Origin of the sequence: Streptomyces coeruleorubidus, from assembly GCF_028885415.1 — a bacterium.
Taxonomy (GTDB): domain Bacteria; phylum Actinomycetota; class Actinomycetes; order Streptomycetales; family Streptomycetaceae; genus Streptomyces; species Streptomyces coeruleorubidus_A.
In genome coordinates this window covers 2,732,374-2,750,718 of sequence record NZ_CP118527.1, presented here as the reverse complement: position 1 = coordinate 2,750,718, position 18,345 = coordinate 2,732,374, and the positions used below count along the sequence as shown (strand labels likewise).

The 18,345-nt window shown below is 71.0% G+C and carries 20 protein-coding genes; 9 read left to right on the top strand and 11 right to left on the bottom strand.

All coding sequences use genetic code 11. From position 1 onward, the window contains the following. Positions 1 to 282: 282 nt before the first annotated feature. The 4 genes from PV963_RS12830 to PV963_RS12815 all read right to left on the bottom strand — a co-directional run bounded on the left by PV963_RS12830 (position 283) and on the right by PV963_RS12815 (position 3,841). Entirely contained in the window at positions 283 to 1,218 is a 936-nt protein-coding gene (locus PV963_RS12830) for a DUF6891 domain-containing protein (RefSeq protein WP_274815784.1), read from the bottom strand. A gap of 87 nt (positions 1,219 to 1,305) precedes the next feature. Continuing rightward, complete coding sequence (gene glnII / locus PV963_RS12825; RefSeq protein WP_274815783.1) at positions 1,306 to 2,337, bottom strand: glutamine synthetase; 1,032 nt, start codon at positions 2,335 to 2,337, stop codon at positions 1,306 to 1,308. Positions 2,338 to 2,649: 312 nt separating this feature from the next. Further along, complete coding sequence (locus PV963_RS12820; protein WP_274815782.1) at positions 2,650 to 3,333, bottom strand: hypothetical protein; 684 nt, start codon at positions 3,331 to 3,333, stop codon at positions 2,650 to 2,652. Positions 3,334 to 3,481: 148 nt separating this feature from the next. Continuing rightward, positions 3,482 to 3,841 (bottom strand): arsenate reductase family protein, encoded by a 360-nt coding sequence (locus PV963_RS12815; protein ID WP_274815780.1) that lies wholly within the window; start codon positions 3,839 to 3,841, stop codon positions 3,482 to 3,484. Between the two features lie 199 nt (positions 3,842 to 4,040). Between PV963_RS12815 and PV963_RS12810 the strand changes: the two genes are divergently transcribed. Next, positions 4,041 to 4,355 carry a hypothetical protein gene (locus tag PV963_RS12810; RefSeq protein WP_274815779.1) on the top strand — a complete coding sequence of 105 codons (315 nt, stop codon included), beginning with the start codon at positions 4,041 to 4,043 and terminating at the stop codon, positions 4,353 to 4,355. Positions 4,356 to 4,410: 55 nt separating this feature from the next. Here the strand turns inward: PV963_RS12810 and PV963_RS12805 are convergent, their stop codons facing one another. Then, positions 4,411 to 5,466, bottom strand: a complete 1,056-nt coding sequence (locus PV963_RS12805; protein WP_274815778.1) for an aldo/keto reductase — start codon at positions 5,464 to 5,466, stop codon at positions 4,411 to 4,413. A gap of 102 nt (positions 5,467 to 5,568) precedes the next feature. Between PV963_RS12805 and PV963_RS12800 the strand changes: the two genes are divergently transcribed. Continuing rightward, positions 5,569 to 6,180, top strand: coding sequence for a TetR/AcrR family transcriptional regulator (locus PV963_RS12800; RefSeq protein WP_274815777.1), 612 nt, complete (start codon positions 5,569 to 5,571; stop codon positions 6,178 to 6,180). Positions 6,181 to 6,208: 28 nt separating this feature from the next. On the opposite strand, the gene PV963_RS12795 is transcribed toward PV963_RS12800, so the two are convergent. The 5 genes from PV963_RS12795 to PV963_RS12775 all read right to left on the bottom strand — a co-directional run bounded on the left by PV963_RS12795 (position 6,209) and on the right by PV963_RS12775 (position 11,279). Next, the gene (locus PV963_RS12795; protein ID WP_274815776.1) at positions 6,209 to 7,396 is read right to left on the bottom strand and encodes a winged helix DNA-binding domain-containing protein; all 1,188 of its coding nucleotides are present in this window, start codon (positions 7,394 to 7,396) and stop codon (positions 6,209 to 6,211) included. A 105-nt stretch (positions 7,397 to 7,501) separates the two neighbouring features. Then, complete coding sequence (locus tag PV963_RS12790; RefSeq protein ID WP_274815775.1) at positions 7,502 to 9,145, bottom strand: alpha/beta fold hydrolase; 1,644 nt, start codon at positions 9,143 to 9,145, stop codon at positions 7,502 to 7,504. 56 nt (positions 9,146 to 9,201) lie between these two features. After that, positions 9,202 to 9,786: a PspA-associated protein PspAB gene (pspAB, locus tag PV963_RS12785; protein WP_274815774.1), complete on the bottom strand. Its 585-nt coding sequence runs from the start codon at positions 9,784 to 9,786 to the stop codon at positions 9,202 to 9,204. A 2-nt stretch (positions 9,787 to 9,788) separates the two neighbouring features. Continuing rightward, a complete protein-coding gene (gene htpX, locus PV963_RS12780; protein ID WP_274815773.1) occupies positions 9,789 to 10,706 on the bottom strand; it encodes a zinc metalloprotease HtpX in 918 nt (305 codons plus the stop codon). 117 nt (positions 10,707 to 10,823) lie between these two features. Continuing rightward, positions 10,824 to 11,279 (bottom strand): MarR family winged helix-turn-helix transcriptional regulator, encoded by a 456-nt coding sequence (locus PV963_RS12775; protein WP_274815772.1) that lies wholly within the window; start codon positions 11,277 to 11,279, stop codon positions 10,824 to 10,826. A 93-nt stretch (positions 11,280 to 11,372) separates the two neighbouring features. Between PV963_RS12775 and PV963_RS12770 the strand changes: the two genes are divergently transcribed. Then, positions 11,373 to 11,699, top strand: coding sequence for a rhodanese-like domain-containing protein (locus PV963_RS12770; protein WP_274815770.1), 327 nt, complete (start codon positions 11,373 to 11,375; stop codon positions 11,697 to 11,699). A 94-nt stretch (positions 11,700 to 11,793) separates the two neighbouring features. Continuing rightward, a complete protein-coding gene (locus PV963_RS12765; RefSeq protein WP_274815769.1) occupies positions 11,794 to 12,372 on the top strand; it encodes a YceI family protein in 579 nt (192 codons plus the stop codon). A gap of 46 nt (positions 12,373 to 12,418) precedes the next feature. Here the strand turns inward: PV963_RS12765 and PV963_RS12760 are convergent, their stop codons facing one another. Continuing rightward, a complete protein-coding gene (locus tag PV963_RS12760; RefSeq protein ID WP_274815768.1) occupies positions 12,419 to 13,033 on the bottom strand; it encodes a TetR/AcrR family transcriptional regulator in 615 nt (204 codons plus the stop codon). 449 nt (positions 13,034 to 13,482) lie between these two features. Between PV963_RS12760 and PV963_RS12755 the strand changes: the two genes are divergently transcribed. From PV963_RS12755 to PV963_RS12735, 5 genes are all read left to right on the top strand, one after another. Further along, positions 13,483 to 14,670, top strand: coding sequence for a pyridoxal phosphate-dependent aminotransferase (locus PV963_RS12755; RefSeq protein WP_274815767.1), 1,188 nt, complete (start codon positions 13,483 to 13,485; stop codon positions 14,668 to 14,670). Further along, entirely contained in the window at positions 14,660 to 15,199 is a 540-nt protein-coding gene (locus PV963_RS12750; RefSeq protein WP_274815765.1) for a DUF6190 family protein, read from the top strand. The genes PV963_RS12755 and PV963_RS12750 overlap by 11 nt, the downstream gene beginning before the upstream one ends. 93 nt (positions 15,200 to 15,292) lie before the next feature. Further along, positions 15,293 to 16,129, top strand: coding sequence for a dihydrodipicolinate synthase family protein (locus PV963_RS12745; protein WP_274815764.1), 837 nt, complete (start codon positions 15,293 to 15,295; stop codon positions 16,127 to 16,129). Then, positions 16,126 to 16,962, top strand: a complete 837-nt coding sequence (locus PV963_RS12740) for an iron-containing redox enzyme family protein (protein ID WP_274815763.1) — start codon at positions 16,126 to 16,128, stop codon at positions 16,960 to 16,962. The genes PV963_RS12745 and PV963_RS12740 overlap by 4 nt, the downstream gene beginning before the upstream one ends. Next, positions 16,959 to 18,266, top strand: coding sequence for a methyltransferase domain-containing protein (locus tag PV963_RS12735; RefSeq protein ID WP_274815762.1), 1,308 nt, complete (start codon positions 16,959 to 16,961; stop codon positions 18,264 to 18,266). Before PV963_RS12740 ends, PV963_RS12735 begins: the two co-directional genes overlap by 4 nt. Positions 18,267 to 18,345 lie beyond the last annotated feature (79 nt).

The following is an 18,345-nucleotide window of genomic DNA, read 5'->3' as shown; positions in this document are numbered from 1 at the left end:
GCGATTCGTGGTCGGGCTCGCCGAGGGACGTACGCGGTTCGCGCTGGCCGAAGGCCGGGTGTACGGCTTTAGAGGGCCGGCGCGTTCGTCGCGCGGCAACACACCCGGTCGAAATCGTGGTCCTGACGGGACGGCCAGAAGGGCTCGAGGTCATGGCGACCCGTCGCGATGTGCTTCTGGAAGCGGGCCATGGGGCCATTGAAGCAGACCGGGACCCGGTGCCGGGACCCTCCTCTCACAGCTTGGACATCCGCCGGGCGGGCGTACGACCCCTCCGGCACCTCATCCCACCAGGCGCTTGCGCCACTCCAGGGGCGCGACGTCGATCGCCTTGCCCGGGTCGCCGCCCCACTGCGCGGACAGCCCGGCCGCGGTCAGCGCCGCCACGACCTCGTGTCCGACGGCCTCGGTGGTCTCCTCGGAGCCGTCGAACCCGCCGTAGTAGAGCGACAGGCCGTGCCCCTGAGCCGCGCCGCGCGTGCCCTGGCGGTGGAAGAAGACGAAACCCCGCGCCCCCTGCTTGCCGTCCGCCTCCGCGCCGATCTCCGACATGCCGCAGCCACGGCAGCAGGTGAAGTCCTCCCGGGCGACGATGCCGTCGTCCTCCAGGGCCGCGAAGGCCTGCTCCAGCCGGTCCGGATCGGTCGGCCCCGCCCACGTCTCCTGCTCGTCGAGCCGGTCCAGCCACAGCCGCTCGACGATCTCACGGGCCTGCGCCTGGGAAACGGGAGATGCGCCCTCGCCGTCCTCCATCAGGTACACCGTCTCGCGGATCATCGCCTCGATGCCCAGATACCCGTCCTGGAGCATCTCGCGGACGTACTCCTCGGCCCGCGCCGCGACCTCGGCCGCGAGGGCGGGAGCCTCCTCGGGCAATCCGAACTCCTCGCGCTCCCAGGCGACTCCGGCCTCCCAGCCGTCCTCCTGCCGCGCCCAGCGCACCATCACCTCGGCGACGAGGCCCGGGTCGGTCACCTGGGCCACCCACATGTGGGGAACGCGGCCCGTGCGGTGCTGGAGGTCGTACGCCCCGTCCGCGTCGCGTGCCGTCTGGATGAAGACCAGCGGCCGGTCCGGTATCCGCTGCACCACGAGGTAGTGGTCGTCGTCCCCGCCGATCCGCTCCACCAGCTCGCGCAGTCGCCGCGCCGGGATCCGCGCGTACGTCTGCCCGCTCTCCGTCCTCACCTTGACGGCGAGGCCCCCGTCGATCTTCATGCCCCCACGATGACATGGCCCACTGACAACGCGAGGGGGCGCCCACCGCGAACGGTGCGCGCCCCCTCCGGAGCGATACGGCGTCGGTCAGACCTGGCCGGCCTTCTCCAGCGCCGAGCAGCAGGTGTCGACGAGCAGGCGGGTCACGACGTACGGGTCGACGTTGGCGTTCGGACGGCGGTCCTCGATGTAGCCCTTGCCGTCCTTCTCGACCTGCCACGGGATACGGACCGAGGCGCCGCGGTTGGAGACGCCGTAGGAGTACTCGTTCCACGGGGCGGTCTCGTGCAGACCGGTCAGGCGGTCGTCGATGCCGGCGCCGTAGTTCTTGACGTGGTCGAGGGGCTTGGAGCCCTCACCGAGCGACTCGGCCGCGGTGATGATCGCGTCGTAGGACTCGCGCATCGCCTTGGTGGAGAAGTTGGTGTGCGCACCGGCGCCGTTCCAGTCGCCCTTCACCGGCTTCGGGTCCAGCGTCGCGGCGATGTCGAAGTCCTCGGCGGTGCGGTAGAGCAGCCAGCGGGCCACCCACAGCTGGTCCGAGACCTCCAGCGGGGCGAGCGGGCCGACCTGGAACTCCCACTGGCCGGGCATGACCTCGGCGTTGATGCCGGAGATGCCCAGTCCCGCCTTCAGGCAGTTGTCCAGGTGCGCCTCGACGACGTCACGGCCGAAGATCTCGTCGGCGCCGACACCGCAGTAGTAGCCGCCCTGCGGGGCCGGGAAGCCGCCCTTGGGGAAGCCGAGCGGGTAGCCGTCCTTGAAGAAGGTGTACTCCTGCTCGATGCCGAAGATCGGCTCCTGCGCCGCGAACTTCTCCTCGACCTCGGCCAGCGCGGCACGGGTGTTCGTGGCGTGCGGGGTGAGGTCGATGTTCAGGACCTCGCACAGGACCAGTACGTCGTCACCGCCGCGGATCGGGTCCGGGCAGGTGAAGACCGGCTTGAGGACGCAGTCCGAGGCGTGGCCCTCGGCCTGGTTGGTGGAGGACCCGTCGAAGCCCCAGATCGGCAGCGCGTCCAGACCGGCGGGAGAGCCCGAGATGATCTTGGTCTTGGAACGCAGCTTGGCCGTCGGCTCGGTGCCGTCGATCCAGATGTACTCAGCCTTGAAGGTCACGGGCCACATCCTTCGGGGGTGTGTCTGGGCGCGTATCGCGGGTGCTTGCGGCGCTGCGGCACTGGGGCGCCGCCGTCAATGCCCGGCAGCCTGTCAACAGGCGATTTCCCGGCCATTGCTCGAATGTGAACCCCGTGTTACCTGGTGTCGCTGTGCCGTACCTCACGCTGTGAGGGTGTTTGGTCCCGAGGGAAGGGCTGGTCGGGTCCTGCTGCTCCTGGCCGGGAGCAGCAGGACCGTTGACACGTACGAGGAGGCGGCCGACGGGTGGGCCGCCGCCTCAGTGACTCACTGGTCCTGGTTGGTCCGGCGTCACCCCACCTTCTCGATCACGGCCCGGCGGATCAGGAACTTGCCGGGCTCACGGACCTGTTCGAATGCCGCGTTGTTGAGCAGCACACAGCTGCCGGAGACCGAAGTGACCTCCACCGTCGTGGACTTGTCGTTGTCCAGGTTGGTGACCTTCAGCTTCGTGCCGGCCGGGAACTGGTTGCTGGACGCGGCGGGCGCACCGTCCTCGCCGGAGAGCGTGACGGTGGAGCCGTTGCACACCTGCTGCCCGGAGTCCGCGGCGCCCCCGCCGGGGTTCTCCGCGGGAGCGGACTGGGCGGGCTGCGAGGGCTGGGCGCCGCCGGCCTGCTGGCCGCCCTGCGCGGGCTGCGACGGCTGCGTGGTCCGGGAGTCCTGAGCCGACTCCCCGACCACGCACCCCGACGCCTCCTGCTTCCGCTGGATCTCCGCGACGACCGCCTCGCGGTTGGCGATCCGCGCCTCGGACTGCGCGTCCGGGGTGGACCGCTGGTCCGCGATGAACTTCTGGTTGTTGCCGAGGGCGGTGGCGAGTCCCTGGCACACCGTCGACTCCGCCGCCGACTTGGGGGTCTGCGCGGCGTTCGACGTGCTCGCCATGACGAAGGCCCCGCCTCCCGCCACGGTCGCCGCGCTCACCAGCAGCGCGACCTTCTTCTTCGTTCCGAGAGTTCTCCTGCGCGACATGCGCGCCTCCTGAAGAGGTAGGGGAGCGTACGCCGCTATGTACGAGATGCCGAACGAAGTTACTCAGCGGTTACAGGAGTCACTCAAGTAACGCGCGTCACACAAGAAGGAGATCTCCAGGGATCTCTAACGGAGATCTGCAGGGTCTCTAACGGGAGAGGGCGTCCCGCACGGCCTCGTCCGTGCGCGCGACCACCGCCGTGCCGTCGTCCGCGGTGATGATCGGCCGCTGGATCAGCTTGGGATGCTCGGCCAGGGCCTTGATCCACCGCTCCCGCGAACTCGCGTCCCTGGCCCATTCCTTGACGCCGAGTTCCTTGGCGGCGGCCTCCTGGGTGCGGGTGATGTCCCAGGGCTCCAGTCCGAGCCGGTCCAGCACGTCCCGGATCTCGTCCTCGCTCGGCACGTCCTCCAGGTAGCGGCGGACGGTGTAGTCGGCGCCCTCGGCGTCGAGCAGCTGCACGGCACTGCGGCACTTGGAACAGGCCGGGTTGATCCAGATCTCCATGGGCCCACGGTACGCCCCCGTGACGCCGGGAAGCGTGACTCGAAACCCGTTCTCCACTTGTGTCACCCCACCCCCGAAAGCCCTTGTGGCCAGGGCCTTTTGTCAGTGGTGGGCAGTAGAATAGAAGCAGTGTTCGAGGGTGGCGCCGGGATCGCCGAGGACTCCGGTGAGCCGCCCTGACCGCGACAGGAGGATGCCTGTGCCCGCTGCCGCACTCAAGCCGAAGCCGCTGCCCACCCAGTCCACCGCGAAGCGCCCCGTCCTGCTCGACCTGCCGTACGTGCCTGTGGAGAAGCGGCCGCTGCCCCCGGGCCGCCCGCGCGAGTGGTACGTCTCGCACAACCGTCGCCTCAAGGCGATGCGCCTCGCCATCGCCCTGCTCGACTCCGGCGTCTACATGCCGAACCAGGCCCGCAACGAGACGATCCGCGACACGGCGGAACTGATCGGCGTCCACCCGCCGTCGGACACCACGTGCCACATGGTGAGGGCGTTCATGCGGTACTCGCGCTGATCCGGCCCGACCCCGAGCGCCGGGTGCCCTGTTCCGCGGGGCGCCCGGCGCTTCGTCATGCCGCCCGGTCCGGTGCCGCGAACACCGGCGGGTTCAGGCGGGCGAAGCCCTCCTGCCGCTCGTAGGGGAAGTAGGGGTACGGCGCCGGGCGGTGGCTCGCCGCGTCGAGCTTCGCCATCTGCTCGAGGGAGAGGCTCCAGCCGACGGCGCCGAGGTTCTGGCGCAACTGCCGTTCGTCACGGGCGCCGATGAGGACGGAGGACACCGTCGGCCGCTGCAACAGCCAGTTGAGGGCGATCTGCGGTACCGCCTTGCCCGTCTCCTCCGCGATCTCGTCCAGCGCGTCGATCACGCCGTAGAGGTGCTCATCGGCGACGGGCGGGCCGTAGTCGGCGGTGCGGTGCAGCCGGCTGCCGGGCGGGAGTGGTGTGCCGCGGCGGATCCTGCCGGTGAGGCGGCCCCAGCCGAGTGGGCTCCAGACGATGGCGCCGAGGCCCTGGTCGAGGGCGAGCGGCATCAGCTCCCACTCGTAGTCGCGGCCGATGAGGGAGTAGTACACCTGGTGGGCCGCATGGCGCGGGTGGCCGTGCCGCTCCGCTGCCGCGAGGGACTTCATCACCTGCCAGCCGGAGAAGTTGGAGACGCCGGTGTAACGCACCTTGCCCGCCCGCACCAGCGAGTCGAGCGTCTCCAGCACCTCCTCCACCGGTGTCCCGGCGTCGAAGGCGTGCAGCTGGAAGAGGTCGAGGTGGTCCGTGCCCAGCCTGCGCAGGGCGTCCTCGCAGGCGCGGATCAGCCGGGACCGGGAGGAGCCCGCGTCGCCCGGTCCGTCGCCCATCGGCAGGCTCGTCTTGGTGGAGACGATCACCTGGTCCCGGCGGCCCTTGATCGCCTCCCCGAGCACCTCCTCGGACGCGCCGGCGGAGTAGACGTCGGCGGTGTCGAACATCGTGATCCCCGCGTCCAGGCAGATGTCCACCAGTCGGCGCGCCTCCCGCGCGTCGGTGGTACCCCACGCGCCGAAGAGCGGACCCCGGCCGCCGAAGGTCCCGGCTCCGAAGCTCAGCGCCGGAACCATGAGTCCGGACGCGCCCAGTCGCCTGTATTCCATCTCGGTCCCCTCTCGGAGTGACCCAGCTCTTAATGGGCCTGGAGTTCCGTTAATGCCGCTAAGGTAGCAGGGCGAAGGGGTTAATGGAACAGGGGTACCGTTATGGCTGATGGGGACGAGCCGGGAACCGTGCGGCCCGGGGGTCGCACGGCGCGGGTCAGGGAAGCGGTGCTGCGGGCGGCCGAGGACGCCTTGACCGAGCAGGGTTTCACCGGCCTGGACCTGGCCGACATCGCTCGCCGTGCCGGGGTCGGCAAGACGACCGTCTACCGCCGCTGGGGGACGGTGACAGGGCTGGTCGCGGACCTGCTGGCGGACATGGCCGAGCAGTCCGCGCCGCGCACCGAGACCGGTTCACTGCTCGGCGACCTGATGGCCAACGCCCGGCTCGTGCAGCGGACCTTGACCGACGCTCGGCAGGGGCCGCTGTTCAAGGCGCTGATCGCCGCCGCCACCGGCGACCCGAAGACGGCCGCGGCACTGCATCGCTTTTACGACATCCGCGTCAGGGAGTGGGCCCCCTGCGTCCGCCAGGCCGTCGATCGGGGCGAGGTACCCGAAGGCACCGACACGCACGAGGTGGTCCGTGCCGTTTCCGCCCCGCTCTACTACCACCTGCTCATCAGCGGCGGCCGCCTCGACGAGACGATGGCCGACCGGGCGGCGGAGGCGGCGGCGACCGCGGCGCGGGCGGGGGTGTACGTACGGGCCTGACGCCGCGGAGACCCGGTGCCTCTCCTGGCTACGCCGCCAGCTCCTTCTCCAGCGGCGTCCGGAAGCGAGGCGTGATCCTGGTCGTCCCCACCCACCCCCTCAGCCGCTCCGCTTCCTGCTCGATCGCCGCGAGCGCCTCCCGGCCCGCCCCCTCCTCGTCGAGGATCCGCCAGACGATCTCCCCGCCGGGCCGCTGGGCCCACCCGCCGACCACGCGTCCGTTCCACCACACCGTCGGCCCGACGTTCCCGCTGCGGTCGAACAGCCGGGGCCGCAGCTCCGGCGCGAGATACCAGTCGCGCTGCTGCCACCCCATCGCCGTCGGGTCGAGGGCGGGCAGCAGGGCGGCCCAGGGCTCGCCGGGCGCGGCCACTTCGTCGACATCGCCGTCGGTCACGTATCCCGTGCCCTCGTCCAGCGACACCGGCTCCGCTCCGATCGCGGACAGCGCCCGGCGGACCTCCGTCACCCGCCATCCCGTCCACCACTTCAGATCGGCCTCGGTCGCCGGACCGCACGCGGTGAGCCACAGTCTCAGCAGCTCCGCCTGCGCCTGCGCCGGGTCCGGTTCGGGGTGCTCGGGCGCCATGGCCCAGCGGAACTGGCTGGACGTCCAGGAGCCGAGCGGCCGGCCGCGTACGACCTTCCCCTCGACGCCCAGCACCCTCAGCAGCCGGGTCGAGACCGTGTGCAGGCCCTCGTAGCCCTTGCCGGCCGCGTACACGAACTGCTCCCGCAGCCGCGGCTCGTCCTGGGCGAGTTCGGCGGCCGTGGCCTGCCCGCGCCGGGCGAGCGCCGCCAGCGCCGACTCCTCGACCTCCTTCAGCCAGGCCGCGTCCGGCGCCCCGGCCGCCGCCATGTTCTTGAGCAGCGCGGCCCTCTCCCGCGCGGCGACCGCCAGGCCGGTCGATGCGTGCACGACGGCGGTCAGGGCCGTGGGGAACACGAACACCGTGTGCCGCATGCCGTGCATCCGCACCAGGGAACATTCGTCGTACAGCGCGCGCCCGGTCTCCGCCACCGTCTTCGCGGGGTCCGCGAGCCGCGCGCCCACGGCCAGGTACACCGTCGCCGGGTCCGTGCCGTGCAGGGCGACGAGCGAACCGGCGACCTCCTCGGGGGTCGCCGCCCGCGCCGGCCCGGCCAGCCGCTGCCGCAGCGCGAGCCGGGCCCGCCGCTGCGCCACCCCGATGTACCGCTGCGCCCTGCTGCCCATACCGGCCTCCGTTCGTCACGTCCCTCCGGCCCGACTGCATCATCGCGAACGCCACTGACAATCGGCCGTCATCGCCAGGGCCGCCACCGCACCTGCCACCGTCCCTCAGGCGTACCGCTCCAGCAGGCCCGCCACATACGCCTCCAGCCGCCCGCCCAGCACCTGGGGCGTCAGATCGGTGCGGCCCAGCTCCCGCCACGGGCCCGCCAGCTTCGCCGCGTCGGGGACGTAGGCCAGGGCGTCGAGCAGCCGCCAGTACAGGTGGTCCGGGCCGTCGGCGAGCCGGCGGCCGCCCTGGGCCTCGTAGCGCTCCCGGAAACCGAGGCCGTACTGCGGGCCGTGCAGCAGCGCGAGGGCCGTCGAGCAGTGCGCGACGTCCAGGTCGGCGGGACCCCACGAGGTCTCCACCCAGTCGACGACACCGCTGATCCGCAGGCCGCTCCCCGAGCCGGTGAACAGCACGTTCCCCGGGTGGAAGTCGCGGTGCAGGAAGCAGCCCTCGTACGGCGGCGGGTCGCGGCGGATCACGTCCACCGCTCGTCCCCACACACCGCCCTCGGGCGCGAGCACCCGCTCGGGGGACGTCCACGCCTGGTACGACCGCGGGCGCTCCCCGGGGACGACCCGGTGGATCCGGGCCAGTTGGGCTGCCAGCAGGTCCACCCGCGGGTCCAGGTCGTCCTCCTCGTCCACCCGGACCCGGCCCGGCAGCACGGACATCAGCAGACACGGGTGGTCGCAGTGCTCGGCGGTCGCGTCCACGCCGGTCAGCTCGGGCGCCGGTACGCCCTCCTGCCCGGCCAGCAGCGTGAGCACGTCCGCCTCGCGGGCCAGCAGCCCGGGAGCGTGCCGCCGGAAGAAGGGCTTCACGAAGGTGCGCAGGGCGAGTGCGGTGCCGTCGTCGAGGGTGAGCTGCCGCATCTGGGCGCTCCAACCGCCCGTGAGGAAGGTGGACTTGTCGACCTTCCGGCCTTCCGGGAGCTGCTTGGCCACCCACGCGCGGGTCGCCGTCCAGCCCCGCTCGCCGAGCCCGGTCAGGACGGCGGTGACGAACTCCCGCCGGTCTTCGGGGTGGTCACGGAACCACCGGCCCAACCGGTGCTCCGCCTCGGGAAGTTCCCAGTGGGTGAACTGGGCGCGCCGGGCCAGTGCCTCCGAGACGGCCTCCGTCACGGCGGGCGGGATGACCCCGTCCGTGCCCGGCACCGCGAGCACCGCCCGCCCCTCGTACCCCCGCAGGACGTCGAGCGCGGGCGACCCCCGCCAGCTTCCCGGCCGCCGGATGATCTCACTGAACCGCCCGTCACCCGCACCGAACGGCACGTCCCACGCCTGAGCGGCGTACATGGCCGGCGCGCACAGCCCCAGTGCCGCCACCCGGTCCCCGTAGTGCCGGGCGAGATCGGCCACCGTCTGGCCGCTCATGCTGAAGCCGACCAGGATCAGCGGCCCGTCCACGCGCGCGCGTGCGTCGATGACGGAGACGGCCTGCTCGAAGCGGCGGCGCAGACTCAGCTCGCGCAGCAGGCCGGTGCTCTCCCCGTGCCCGGAGAAGTCGAAGGCGAGGGCGTGGCAGCCGTGGGCGGTGAACTCTGCCAGTAACGGCACCAGCCGCTCCTTGCTGCCGTTGCCCGCGCCGTGCAGCACTACGGCGGTCGCCCTGGCCGGCTCACCCGGGGCGGCGGCGCCGGACAGCCCGCTGAGTCGTTCACCGTCGACGGTATGGGTGAAGGGGATCAGCTCGCTCATACGGCCATTCATTCACGTGGCCGGGCGTCATGAGGGGCGATACACACAGCGGGCGGTCACAGACTCGGTGCTCCCCACACCGGGAACCAGCGGCCCAGGTCCTGCTCGATCGGCAGGTCCTCGGCGAGCGCCGCCCGCACCTGGAGCTCCAGCGCGTTGTCACGCCGCTGGGGTTGTCCCGGCAGGGGTGCGAACGGGTAGAAGGTGCCGCGCTTGTAGAGGTAGACCAGCCCCAGCCGTCGGCCCGACCGGTCCCGGAACCCGGCCAGGGAGCACAGCAGTTGGGGGCCGAACCCGTTGACCTCCATCTGGCTGTTCACGGCGTGCAGGTCCGCCACGAGCGGTGCCAGCTGGTCGGGGGCGCGGTGCGAGACCAGCCAGGAGTAGCCGTAGTCGTCCTGCCGCAGTTCCACCGGGGGGCCGTCGCGGTCGCTGTCCGCGTCCAGCAGCGCCTGCACCTCGCGGTGGGCCTGCTCGAAGGCCGCGCCCTCGACCGTGGCGAAGCACACCGCGCCCTGCCCGGTCGGGGTGAAGCCCGCGGCGGCCTCCAGTGTCACGGCTGCCGACGGCAGCGCGAAGAGCCGGTCGAGATCGGGTGCGACCGGCTTCGTCCGGCCGAGGAGAATGTCCAGCAACCCCATGCTCAGCCCTTTCCGGGGGCAGCCGCTTCGCCCAGCTCCGCGGAGATCCGGCCCAGCTGGTCGAGCCGCTGCTCCAGGCTCGGGTGGGTGGAGAAGAGCCGTGCCACGCCCGGCTCGCGGCCCAGCGCCGGCGTGAAGTAGAAGGCGTTGAAGGCCTGGGCCGTGCGCAGGTCCTTCGTCGGGATGCGGGCGATGTCCCCGGAGACCTTGGTGAGCGCGGAGGCCAGGGCCGAGGGCCGCCCGGTGAGCAGCGCCGCCGCGCGGTCCGCGGCCAGCTCCCGGTACCGGGACAGCGCCCGGATCAGCAGGAAGCTGAGCGCGTACACGGCCGCGGAGACCCCCATCACGGCCACGAGGACGACGGCCGTGTTCTGGTCCCGCCGGCCCCCGCCGAACAGCTGCGAGTAGAAGGCGAACCGCACGATCAGCCCCGCGATCACACCCAGGAAGGACGCGATCGTGATCACGGCGACGTCCTTGTGCGCCACGTGCGACATCTCGTGCGCGAGCACGCCCTCCAGCTCCGCGGGCTCCAGGCGCCGCAGCAGCCCGGTGGTCACACAGACCACGGCGTTGTCGGGGTTCCGCCCGGTCGCGAACGCGTTGGGCATGTCCATATCGGACACGGCGACCACCGGCTTGGGCATGTCCGCGATCGCGCACAGCCGGTCGACCACCGCGTGCAGCTCGGGATACTCCTCCCGCTCCACCACCCGCCCGCGCATCGCGAACAGGGCGATCCGGTCGGAGAACCAGTACTGGGCGGCGAGCAGCGCCGCCGCGATCGCGACGACCAGCACCCAGGACTTCAGCAGCACGATCAGTGCGGCGACGAACGCCACGTACAGCAGCCCGAGCAGGAACAGCGTGACCCCCATGCGCGCGGTCAGCCGCGGGTCGCTCCGGAAGCGAGTCTGCATCTGCACCACCACCTCGCGGCAGAGCCTTCGATGGCTTCCATTGTGCGCTCGGTGCTCCCATGAACCGGTCTCGGAGAACTCCGCGCTGAGCAAAGAAGAGCCAAGAAGGGGCGCCGGTCAGCCCCAGCCCACGTCACTGTCCCGCTGCGCGACCTTGTACAACGCCTCGGCGATGACCTGAGCGTCCTCGTCGCTGAGGTACGCCGAGAAGTGGCGCCGGATGCTGCGCAGGTACACCGGCGCGGTCTCGCGCAAGGCGGCGAGGCCGTCCTCGCTGATCGCGGCCCAGGAGACCCGGCGGTCGTGCGGATCGGGCACCTTGCGCACCAGCCCGGCGCGCACCATCTCGTCAACGAGGCGGCTGACCCGGGTGCGGCTGAGGACGACGCGGTTGGCGACATCCTGCATGCGCAGCCCTTCCTCGCCGGCCGCCCTGAGTTCGAGCAGGACGTCATACCAGGTGAGGGGGACGCGGCCGTCGCGCTGGACATCGCTCTCGATGGCGCGCACGGCGGTGTTGTGGGCGAGCAGCATGGCCCGCCACGCCTCTAGTTGGTAGTCCCGGTCAGCCACGGGACCATCCTAACCGGCAATTGCGTGCGTGCGCACACACTTGTTAGAGTGTGTGCGCACGCACGCAAACATATGTCTTGGAGAGGTGACCACATGGTGCAGAACCTGACCCGTGACGAGGTCAAGCAGAAGATCGACGCCGGCAAGGTGACGGTCCTGGAAGCCCTGCCGGAGTCGTACTACAAGGAGGCCCACCTGCCGGGCGCCCGCAACCTGCCGCTGGACGAGGTCGACGCCCTCGCGCCCGAGCTGGTGCCCGACAAGCAGACCGAGGTCATCGTCTACTGCACGGGCGTGACCTGCCCCAACTCCGGGATCGCCGCCAACCGGCTGGCCGAGCTGGGCTACGAGCGGGTCTACACGTACGAGGCCGGCAAGGAGGACTGGACCGGCGCCGGGCTTCCGACGGAGTCCGACTGAGTCCGGGGGAGACCGGCTGAACACGGCTGAGTCCGGCTGAGCGCGACCGAGTACTCCGCCGGACGTGCGGGGAAAGAGGGAGGAGGGGACGACGATGACCGACGACACAACGACGCCGACCCGCGTGGTCGACGGTGTCGAACTGCCGGCCGCCGGCGCCTGGAAGGTTGACCCCGGGCATGCCGAAGTCGGCTTCGTGGGACGCCACTTCATGCTGACGAAGGTGCGCGGACGGTTCACCGGGGTGGACGCCACCGTGCGGATCGGCGATCGGCCCGAGGACAGCAGGGTGACCGCCGTGATCGACATGGCCAGCGTCGACAGCGGTGACCGGACGCGCGACGACCACCTGCGCTCCGGGGACTTCTTCGACGTGGAGAAGCATCCGAAAGCCACCTTCGAGTCGACCTCGGTGGCCTGGGACGGCACGAGCGGGAAGATGGACGGCGATCTGACGATCAAGGGTGTGACCCGCCCGGTGTCGCTCGCCGTGGACTACCTGGGCCACGCCCGGGACCCGTGGGGCAACGACCGCGCGGTGTTCTCCGCCCACGGGAAGATCGACCGTGAGGACTGGGGGCTGACCTGGAACATGGCCCTCGAGACCGGCGGCATCCTGGTGTCCAAGGAGATCGAACTCTCGCTGGAGATCGAGGCGGTCCGGGAGGCCTGAGCTGCACCGCGGCGGCCCGGCATCCGGTGCGGGCCGCCTCGGTGTGTCATCCCTCCAGCACCTTCTGTATCAGGCCGCGCAGCGCCGACCGGATCAGGTCCAGACCGAAGTCCGAGCGGCGCAGCGCGTGATGCAGGTCCGCGTCGAGGGTGGCCAGCAGCAGATGGGCCGTCACCTCGGCATCAGCGCCGGGGCGGGCCGCGGCGAGCAGGACGGCCAGATGGCGCTGCCAGACGCGGTAGGAGCCGACCTGGTAGCGGACCCCGGGCGCGGCCGTCTCCGAGAGGCGGACGAGTTCCAGGTTCGCGTCCAGCAGCGCGAGATAGGCGTCGAAGAACGCCGTGATCCGTGTGGCCGCGTCGGTGCCGGGGCCCAGTGGGGGAGGCCCGAAGAGGATGCGCCGCTGCAACTCCTTGTCCTGCTCGTCCAGAAGTGCCGCCGCCAGCCCCGCCTTGCTGCCGAACCGCCGATACAGGGTGCCCTTGCCGACCTGGGCGCGGGCGGCGATGACATCCAGCGAGACACCGTCCACGCCGTGCTCGGCGAAGAGTTCCGCGGCGACGGTGAGGATGCGGCTGCGGTTGCGCGCGGCGTCCGCACGCTCCCTTGGCGGTGGCCCGAATGCCGGATCGGGCAGTCCGGCTACCTGCCGCTCATGCACGTCCTCTGTCCAGGTTTCGGGTGCGGGGGTTGCGAGTGTACAGCGCGCGTCGGTTGTCGGGCGGTGCGGTGAGATAAGCGGAGCGTGCTGCTCAACTCACCGATAGTACTTGCCGCTTGGCCGGAAGCTATGCCAAGGTACTGAAGCGGACTGCAGTCCGCATACGGGGGATAGACGGGGGAAATTCATGTCAGGGATCGAGAGTTTCGTGGACGGCGGACCAGCCTTCGCCCGTTCGATTCCGGACCGTTTCGCGCACTGACGGGACTCTGCCGCCGCCCGCCCGGGCCCTGCGCGGCAGTCAGTTCCTACGCCACTCGGCCGCCGTCTCCCGGCGGGCACGACGGCACAGTGCCTCCTTTCCGCAGCTCGGTCCCGGCACAGGGCACCCGACGCGGCCCAGCACGTCTGCCCCTCCAGCCTCATCCCGCACATGAACCGGAGGAAGCGTGAACCTGCACAGCAGCCTGGCCGAAACCAGCAGCCGGCAGCTCAGTGATCTGACTCAGCACGAGATCCAGGCACTGCGTACCCGATTCAACCTGGCCGACGCCCACACCCACCAGCGCCAGTCCACGGCCCAGCAGAAGATCGTCTCCCGGCTGCCCGAGCTGTGGTACGAGGCGGAGAACGGACTGCAGGCCACCTACGAACGGACCTTCACCGAGGCGTTCTTCCGCCTCCACGGCCAGCACACCGCCCTGGCCCGCGAGAAGACGATGCTCTCCTACGCCGCGTCGATCTCCACGATGGTCGCCGGCATGTACCTCAAACAGCAGCGGATGTCCGTCACGCTCATCGAGCCCTGCTTCGACAACCTCTACGACGTCCTGGACAACATGGGCGTCCCGCTCTATCCGATCGACGAGTCCGCGCTGCACGACCCGGACCGGATCTACGCCGAACTCAAGCGCCGGGTGCGCACCGACGCCCTGTTCCTGGTCGACCCGAACAACCCGACCGGGTTCACGCTGCTGCAGTACGGACGCAAGGGCTTCGAAGAGGTCGTCCGGTTCTGCAAGGACCACAACAAGCTGCTGATCTTCGACTTCTGCTTCGCCTCCTTCACCCTCTTCGGCTCGGAACTGGAGCGGTTCGACATCTACGAGCTGCTGGAGAGCTCCGGCGTGTCGTACCTGGCCATCGAGGACACCGGGAAGACCTGGCCGGTGCAGGACGCCAAGTGCGCCATGATCACGGCCAGCGACGACATCCACCAGGACGTCTACAACCTGCACACCAGCGTCCTGCTCAACGTCTCGCCGTTCGTCCTCAACATGCTCACGCAGTACGTCGAGGACTCCCGCCGCGACCAGCTCGGCTCGGTGCGCGACGTGCTCTCCACCAACCGCGACGCCATCCGCAAGGCGCTGGACGGCACCATCCTGGATCTTCAGGAGCCGGTGGCCGCCGTCAGCGTCGCCTGGGCGCGCATCGACCACCCCGAGCTGAGCGCCACCGAACTGCAGCGGATCCTGGGCACCGCCGAGGTCTACGTGCTGCCCGGCCGGTACTTCTACTGGAGCCAGCCCGACAAGGGCGAGTCCTACGTGCGCTTCGCGCTCGCCCGCGAACCGCGCACCTTCGCCGACGCGATGATACGGATGCGCGAGGAGCTCGACCGTCATGCCCGCTGACCCGCTCGGCGGCGGCACGGACGCGGACGGCCGGAACGCCGACTACGCCGACGCCGCGCTGTTCCTCGGCATGAACAGCGCGGACGAGGAACTGCGGGTCGCCTGCAAGGCGTTCTTCGCCGCGCGCCTGGCCGGGCGGCTGGTGATGAGCCTGGAACAGGTGGGCCGCTGCGACGACGTCATCTGGGGCTACGGCCGCGAACTCCAGGACGCCTACTACCCGTTCATGGACAACCTGCACACCGTCATGGACATCCGCCGCCTCGGCTACGACGAGGCCGACGTGCGGCACGCTCTGGACGACGGCGGCACACCGGCCGGGCTACCGGTGCACGAGCGGCTGCTGCTCGGCATGGTCGGCAACCGCAAGGGACTGCTGCACACCGCGAGCCCCCGGCTGCTGGACCACCCGGGGCTGCCGGTACGGGCACCGGCGCCCGTCACGGGGTCGGAGCCCGCCTTCCCCGAGCCGCTGGAAGCGCTCTACCGCCAGTCGCTGGTGCTGCGCATCTCGGCCGACGCCCTGTGAGGACCGGCGGCCCCCGGTTGCCGCACCACCCGGGGGCCGCCGGTGCGGGCGCTTGAGGAAAACATCCGTTGACGCAGGAAAGGAGACGGCACAGTGATCGGAGGCCTGACGGTCGCCCTGGTGACACCGGTCACCGACACCGGAGAGGTCTCGGAGGCCGACACGGCCAGGCTGGTGGCGTCGGTACGGCCGTACGCGGACGCCCTGCTGCCGGCGCTCAGCACCGGTGAGGGCGCGGTGCTGACGGACCGGCAGTGGCGCGCGGTGGTGTCCGCGACCGTCCGGCACGCCGACGGGCTGCCGGTGTTCGCCGGCATCCTGCGGCCCACCACCGCGGAGGTCGCCGTCCGCGCCCGCGCGGCCGAGGAACTCGGTGCCGCCGCCGTCGTGGCCACCACGCCGTACGGGTCAGGGGTGAGCCAGGAGGAGATGGTCCGGCACTACGCGGACCTCACCTCGGCCACCACGCTGCCCGTGATCGTGTACCACGAGCCCGCGGTCTCGGGGAACACCTGCCAGGCGGCCACGCTGCTGCGGATCTGCGCACTGCCCGGCATCGCCGCGGTCAAGGACTCGGCGGGCGACGCACGGGCCACCCGGGAACTGATCGCCGCGGACCCCGGTCTGCCCGTACTCCAAGGGCTGGAGCACCTGCTCCTGGAGTGCGGGCCCCTGGCCGGCTGTGTCGTCGCTCTGGGCAATGTCGAACCCGCCCTGTGCGCGGCCCTGCTGAGCGACCCGTCCGACACACACACCGCCCGGCTGGGCGAGGCCTGCACCCGCTACGGCCTCGACCGCGACGACTGGTACCTCGCCCTCAAAACCGAACTGCACCGACGCGGCGTACTGCAGACCGCCCGAGCGGTCTTCGAGCCCCCGCCCGGGGAACGGCTCCCGGCGCCGCAGACCGACAAGGAGGTCCCGCGGTGAACGTCACCGCCCACCCCACCGGCAGTCCGCACCAGCGGCTGTTCCTGCTCAACCGCGCCAGGCCCACCGCCGCGGTCGTGGCGCAGATCGAGGAGTTCGAGGCGCGGTGGATCGAGCCACTGATGGCCCGCCTCACCGAGACCACCGAGCCGGTCGGCTCGCGCACCGAGTGGGTCGCCAGGCTGGAGGAACTGCTGGCGCAGGAGCGCGCCGGCAGCCCGGCCGGCAGCTACCTGGCGGAGAAGGCCACCCGTGAGGAATTCGCCCGCGTCGTCCGCGAGTTCGCGCTGGACGGACTCACCGAGGCGCAGAACTTCTTCCCCGCGGTACCCCGCCTTCCGCTGCGCGCGCAGATGGCCGTGATGCGCGTCCTCATCGACGAGTTCGGCTGCGGCAACCAGCGCCAGGCTCACTCCCAGCTCTATCTGAACCTGCTCGCCGAGCTCGGCCTGCCCCAGGACCCGGACAGCTTCCTGGACACCACCGGCGACGAGACCTTCCAGTTCCTCAACGTCTTCTACTGGCTCACCCAACGCGCCGACGACATCGCGTACTTCCTCGGCGCCCTCGCCTACCTGGAGGCCAGTATTCCCGACGCCTTCACCGTCCAGGCCCGCGCCTGCGAACGCCTCGGCATCGCGAACGGCCACTACTACACCGAGCACCTGCACATCGACACCTTCCACATGCAGGAAATGCAGCTGGCCATCAAGGAGTGCGAGACGGCCGGCGGCATCGACCCCACCAAGGTGTGGATCGGCGCCCGGCTGCTGTCCGAGCTGATCGGCGCGGCCTTCGAAACGGCAGTGGCCCGTGCCCGGGAGGCGGCGTGAACGACACGGTGCTCGAAGAACTGCCCGGCGACCGGGTTCGGGTACGGGTCGCCGGCCGCGAGTTCGTGATCGACGGCGCCTGCCCGCACCGCCTGGGCCGCATGGTCCACGGCTACGTCAATCCGCGCACCCTGCGCATCACCTGCCCGCTGCACCGCAGCAGCTTCGACCTGACCACCGGCTGCCCGGTGACCGGCCCCGCCGAGAAGTCCCTCACCGTGCACCACGCCGGTGTCCTCGGACAGACCTACGAGCCCGAGCAGGTCTGGCTGCCCGCCTCCGAGCGCCTCCTCGACTGGGACGACGGCTTCCACGACCTCATGCTCGGCGACCGGCTGCGCATGGCGGCGTACCACGCCGCCATCACCGAGGCCGTACGCCCCGGCGCGACCGTGCTCGACCTGGGCACCGGCACCGGCATCCTGGCCCAGTGGGCCCTGGAGGCCGGCGCGGCCCGCGTCTACGGCATCGACCTCAACGAGAAGATCCTCGACACCGCCGCGGAGCGGCTCGCCGCCGCCGGCTTCGCCGACCGCTTCCACCCGCTGCCCGGTCTCTCCTTCGGCCTGGACCTGCCCGAACGGGTCGACCTCGTCATCTCCGAGATCATGGGCAACCTCGTCGACAACGAGAACTGCGTCGCCATCCTCGACGACGCCCGGCGCCGCTTCCTGCGCCCCGGCGGCACCATGCTGCCGCGCGCAGTCGAGAGCTACCTCGTTCCCGTCGCCGCCGAACGGGCCCACGCCCAGCTGCGCAACGGCGCACCCCAGGACGCCGGCAGCCGCGGCGACTTCACCGAACTGCTGCGCCGCCGCCGCGCCCGCGACCCGTACGACCTCTACTACGACACGATCATCCCGGCCTCCGCCCGGCTCGCCGCCCCCCGGCTGCTGCGCCGCTACGACTTCCAGGGCGACGTCTCCGGTGCGGGACATGCGACCGCCTACACCGTCCGGCTCGCCTGCACGGTCCAGCGTGACGGCCTGTTCACCGGCTTCCAGGGGTACTTCGTGGCCGACCTGTCGGACACGGTCGCCCTGGACATCTCCGGCGACGACGTCGGTGCCGACGACCCCGCGGCCCGTACCACCTCCGACAGCTGGAAGCACGCCTATCTCCCGATCGCCGAGCCGGTCCCGGTGCGGCGCGGCGACCGCATCACGGTCGCCTTCAGCCGGTACCTGCCGGCCGACGAGGCCGAAGGATCCTTCGGACAGGTCTACCGCTGGCGGGGCGGCGTCGTCTCCGGTGACGTCACGGTCGCCCAGTTCGACCAACGCACACGGCCCGGCCCCACCTGACCCGGGTCACCGGCGCGTCCGCGCAGGCGGGCGAGCCACCGAGCACAGCACCACACCCGACCGAGGAGCAAGGCGAGGA

Bases quoted from the DNA above. Each gene is read 5' to 3' on its own strand.
- PV963_RS12830 (WP_274815784.1), bottom strand. From the start codon at position 1,218: ATGAAGATCGACGGGGGCCTCGCCGTCAAGGTGAGGACGGAGAGCGGG.
- PV963_RS12820 (WP_274815782.1), bottom strand. From the start codon at position 3,333: ATGTCGCGCAGGAGAACTCTCGGAACGAAGAAGAAGGTCGCGCTGCTG.
- PV963_RS12815 (WP_274815780.1), bottom strand. From the start codon at position 3,841: ATGGAGATCTGGATCAACCCGGCCTGTTCCAAGTGCCGCAGTGCCGTG.
- PV963_RS12805 (WP_274815778.1), bottom strand. From the start codon at position 5,466: ATGGAATACAGGCGACTGGGCGCGTCCGGACTCATGGTTCCGGCGCTG.
- PV963_RS12800 (WP_274815777.1), top strand. From the start codon at position 5,569: ATGGCTGATGGGGACGAGCCGGGAACCGTGCGGCCCGGGGGTCGCACG.
- PV963_RS12795 (WP_274815776.1), bottom strand. From the start codon at position 7,396: ATGGGCAGCAGGGCGCAGCGGTACATCGGGGTGGCGCAGCGGCGGGCC.
- PV963_RS12790 (WP_274815775.1), bottom strand. From the start codon at position 9,145: ATGAGCGAGCTGATCCCCTTCACCCATACCGTCGACGGTGAACGACTC.
- pspAB (WP_274815774.1), bottom strand. From the start codon at position 9,786: ATGGGGTTGCTGGACATTCTCCTCGGCCGGACGAAGCCGGTCGCACCC.
- htpX (WP_274815773.1), bottom strand. From the start codon at position 10,706: ATGCAGACTCGCTTCCGGAGCGACCCGCGGCTGACCGCGCGCATGGGG.
- PV963_RS12770 (WP_274815770.1), top strand. From the start codon at position 11,373: ATGGTGCAGAACCTGACCCGTGACGAGGTCAAGCAGAAGATCGACGCC.
- PV963_RS12765 (WP_274815769.1), top strand. From the start codon at position 11,794: ATGACCGACGACACAACGACGCCGACCCGCGTGGTCGACGGTGTCGAA.
- PV963_RS12750 (WP_274815765.1), top strand. From the start codon at position 14,660: ATGCCCGCTGACCCGCTCGGCGGCGGCACGGACGCGGACGGCCGGAAC.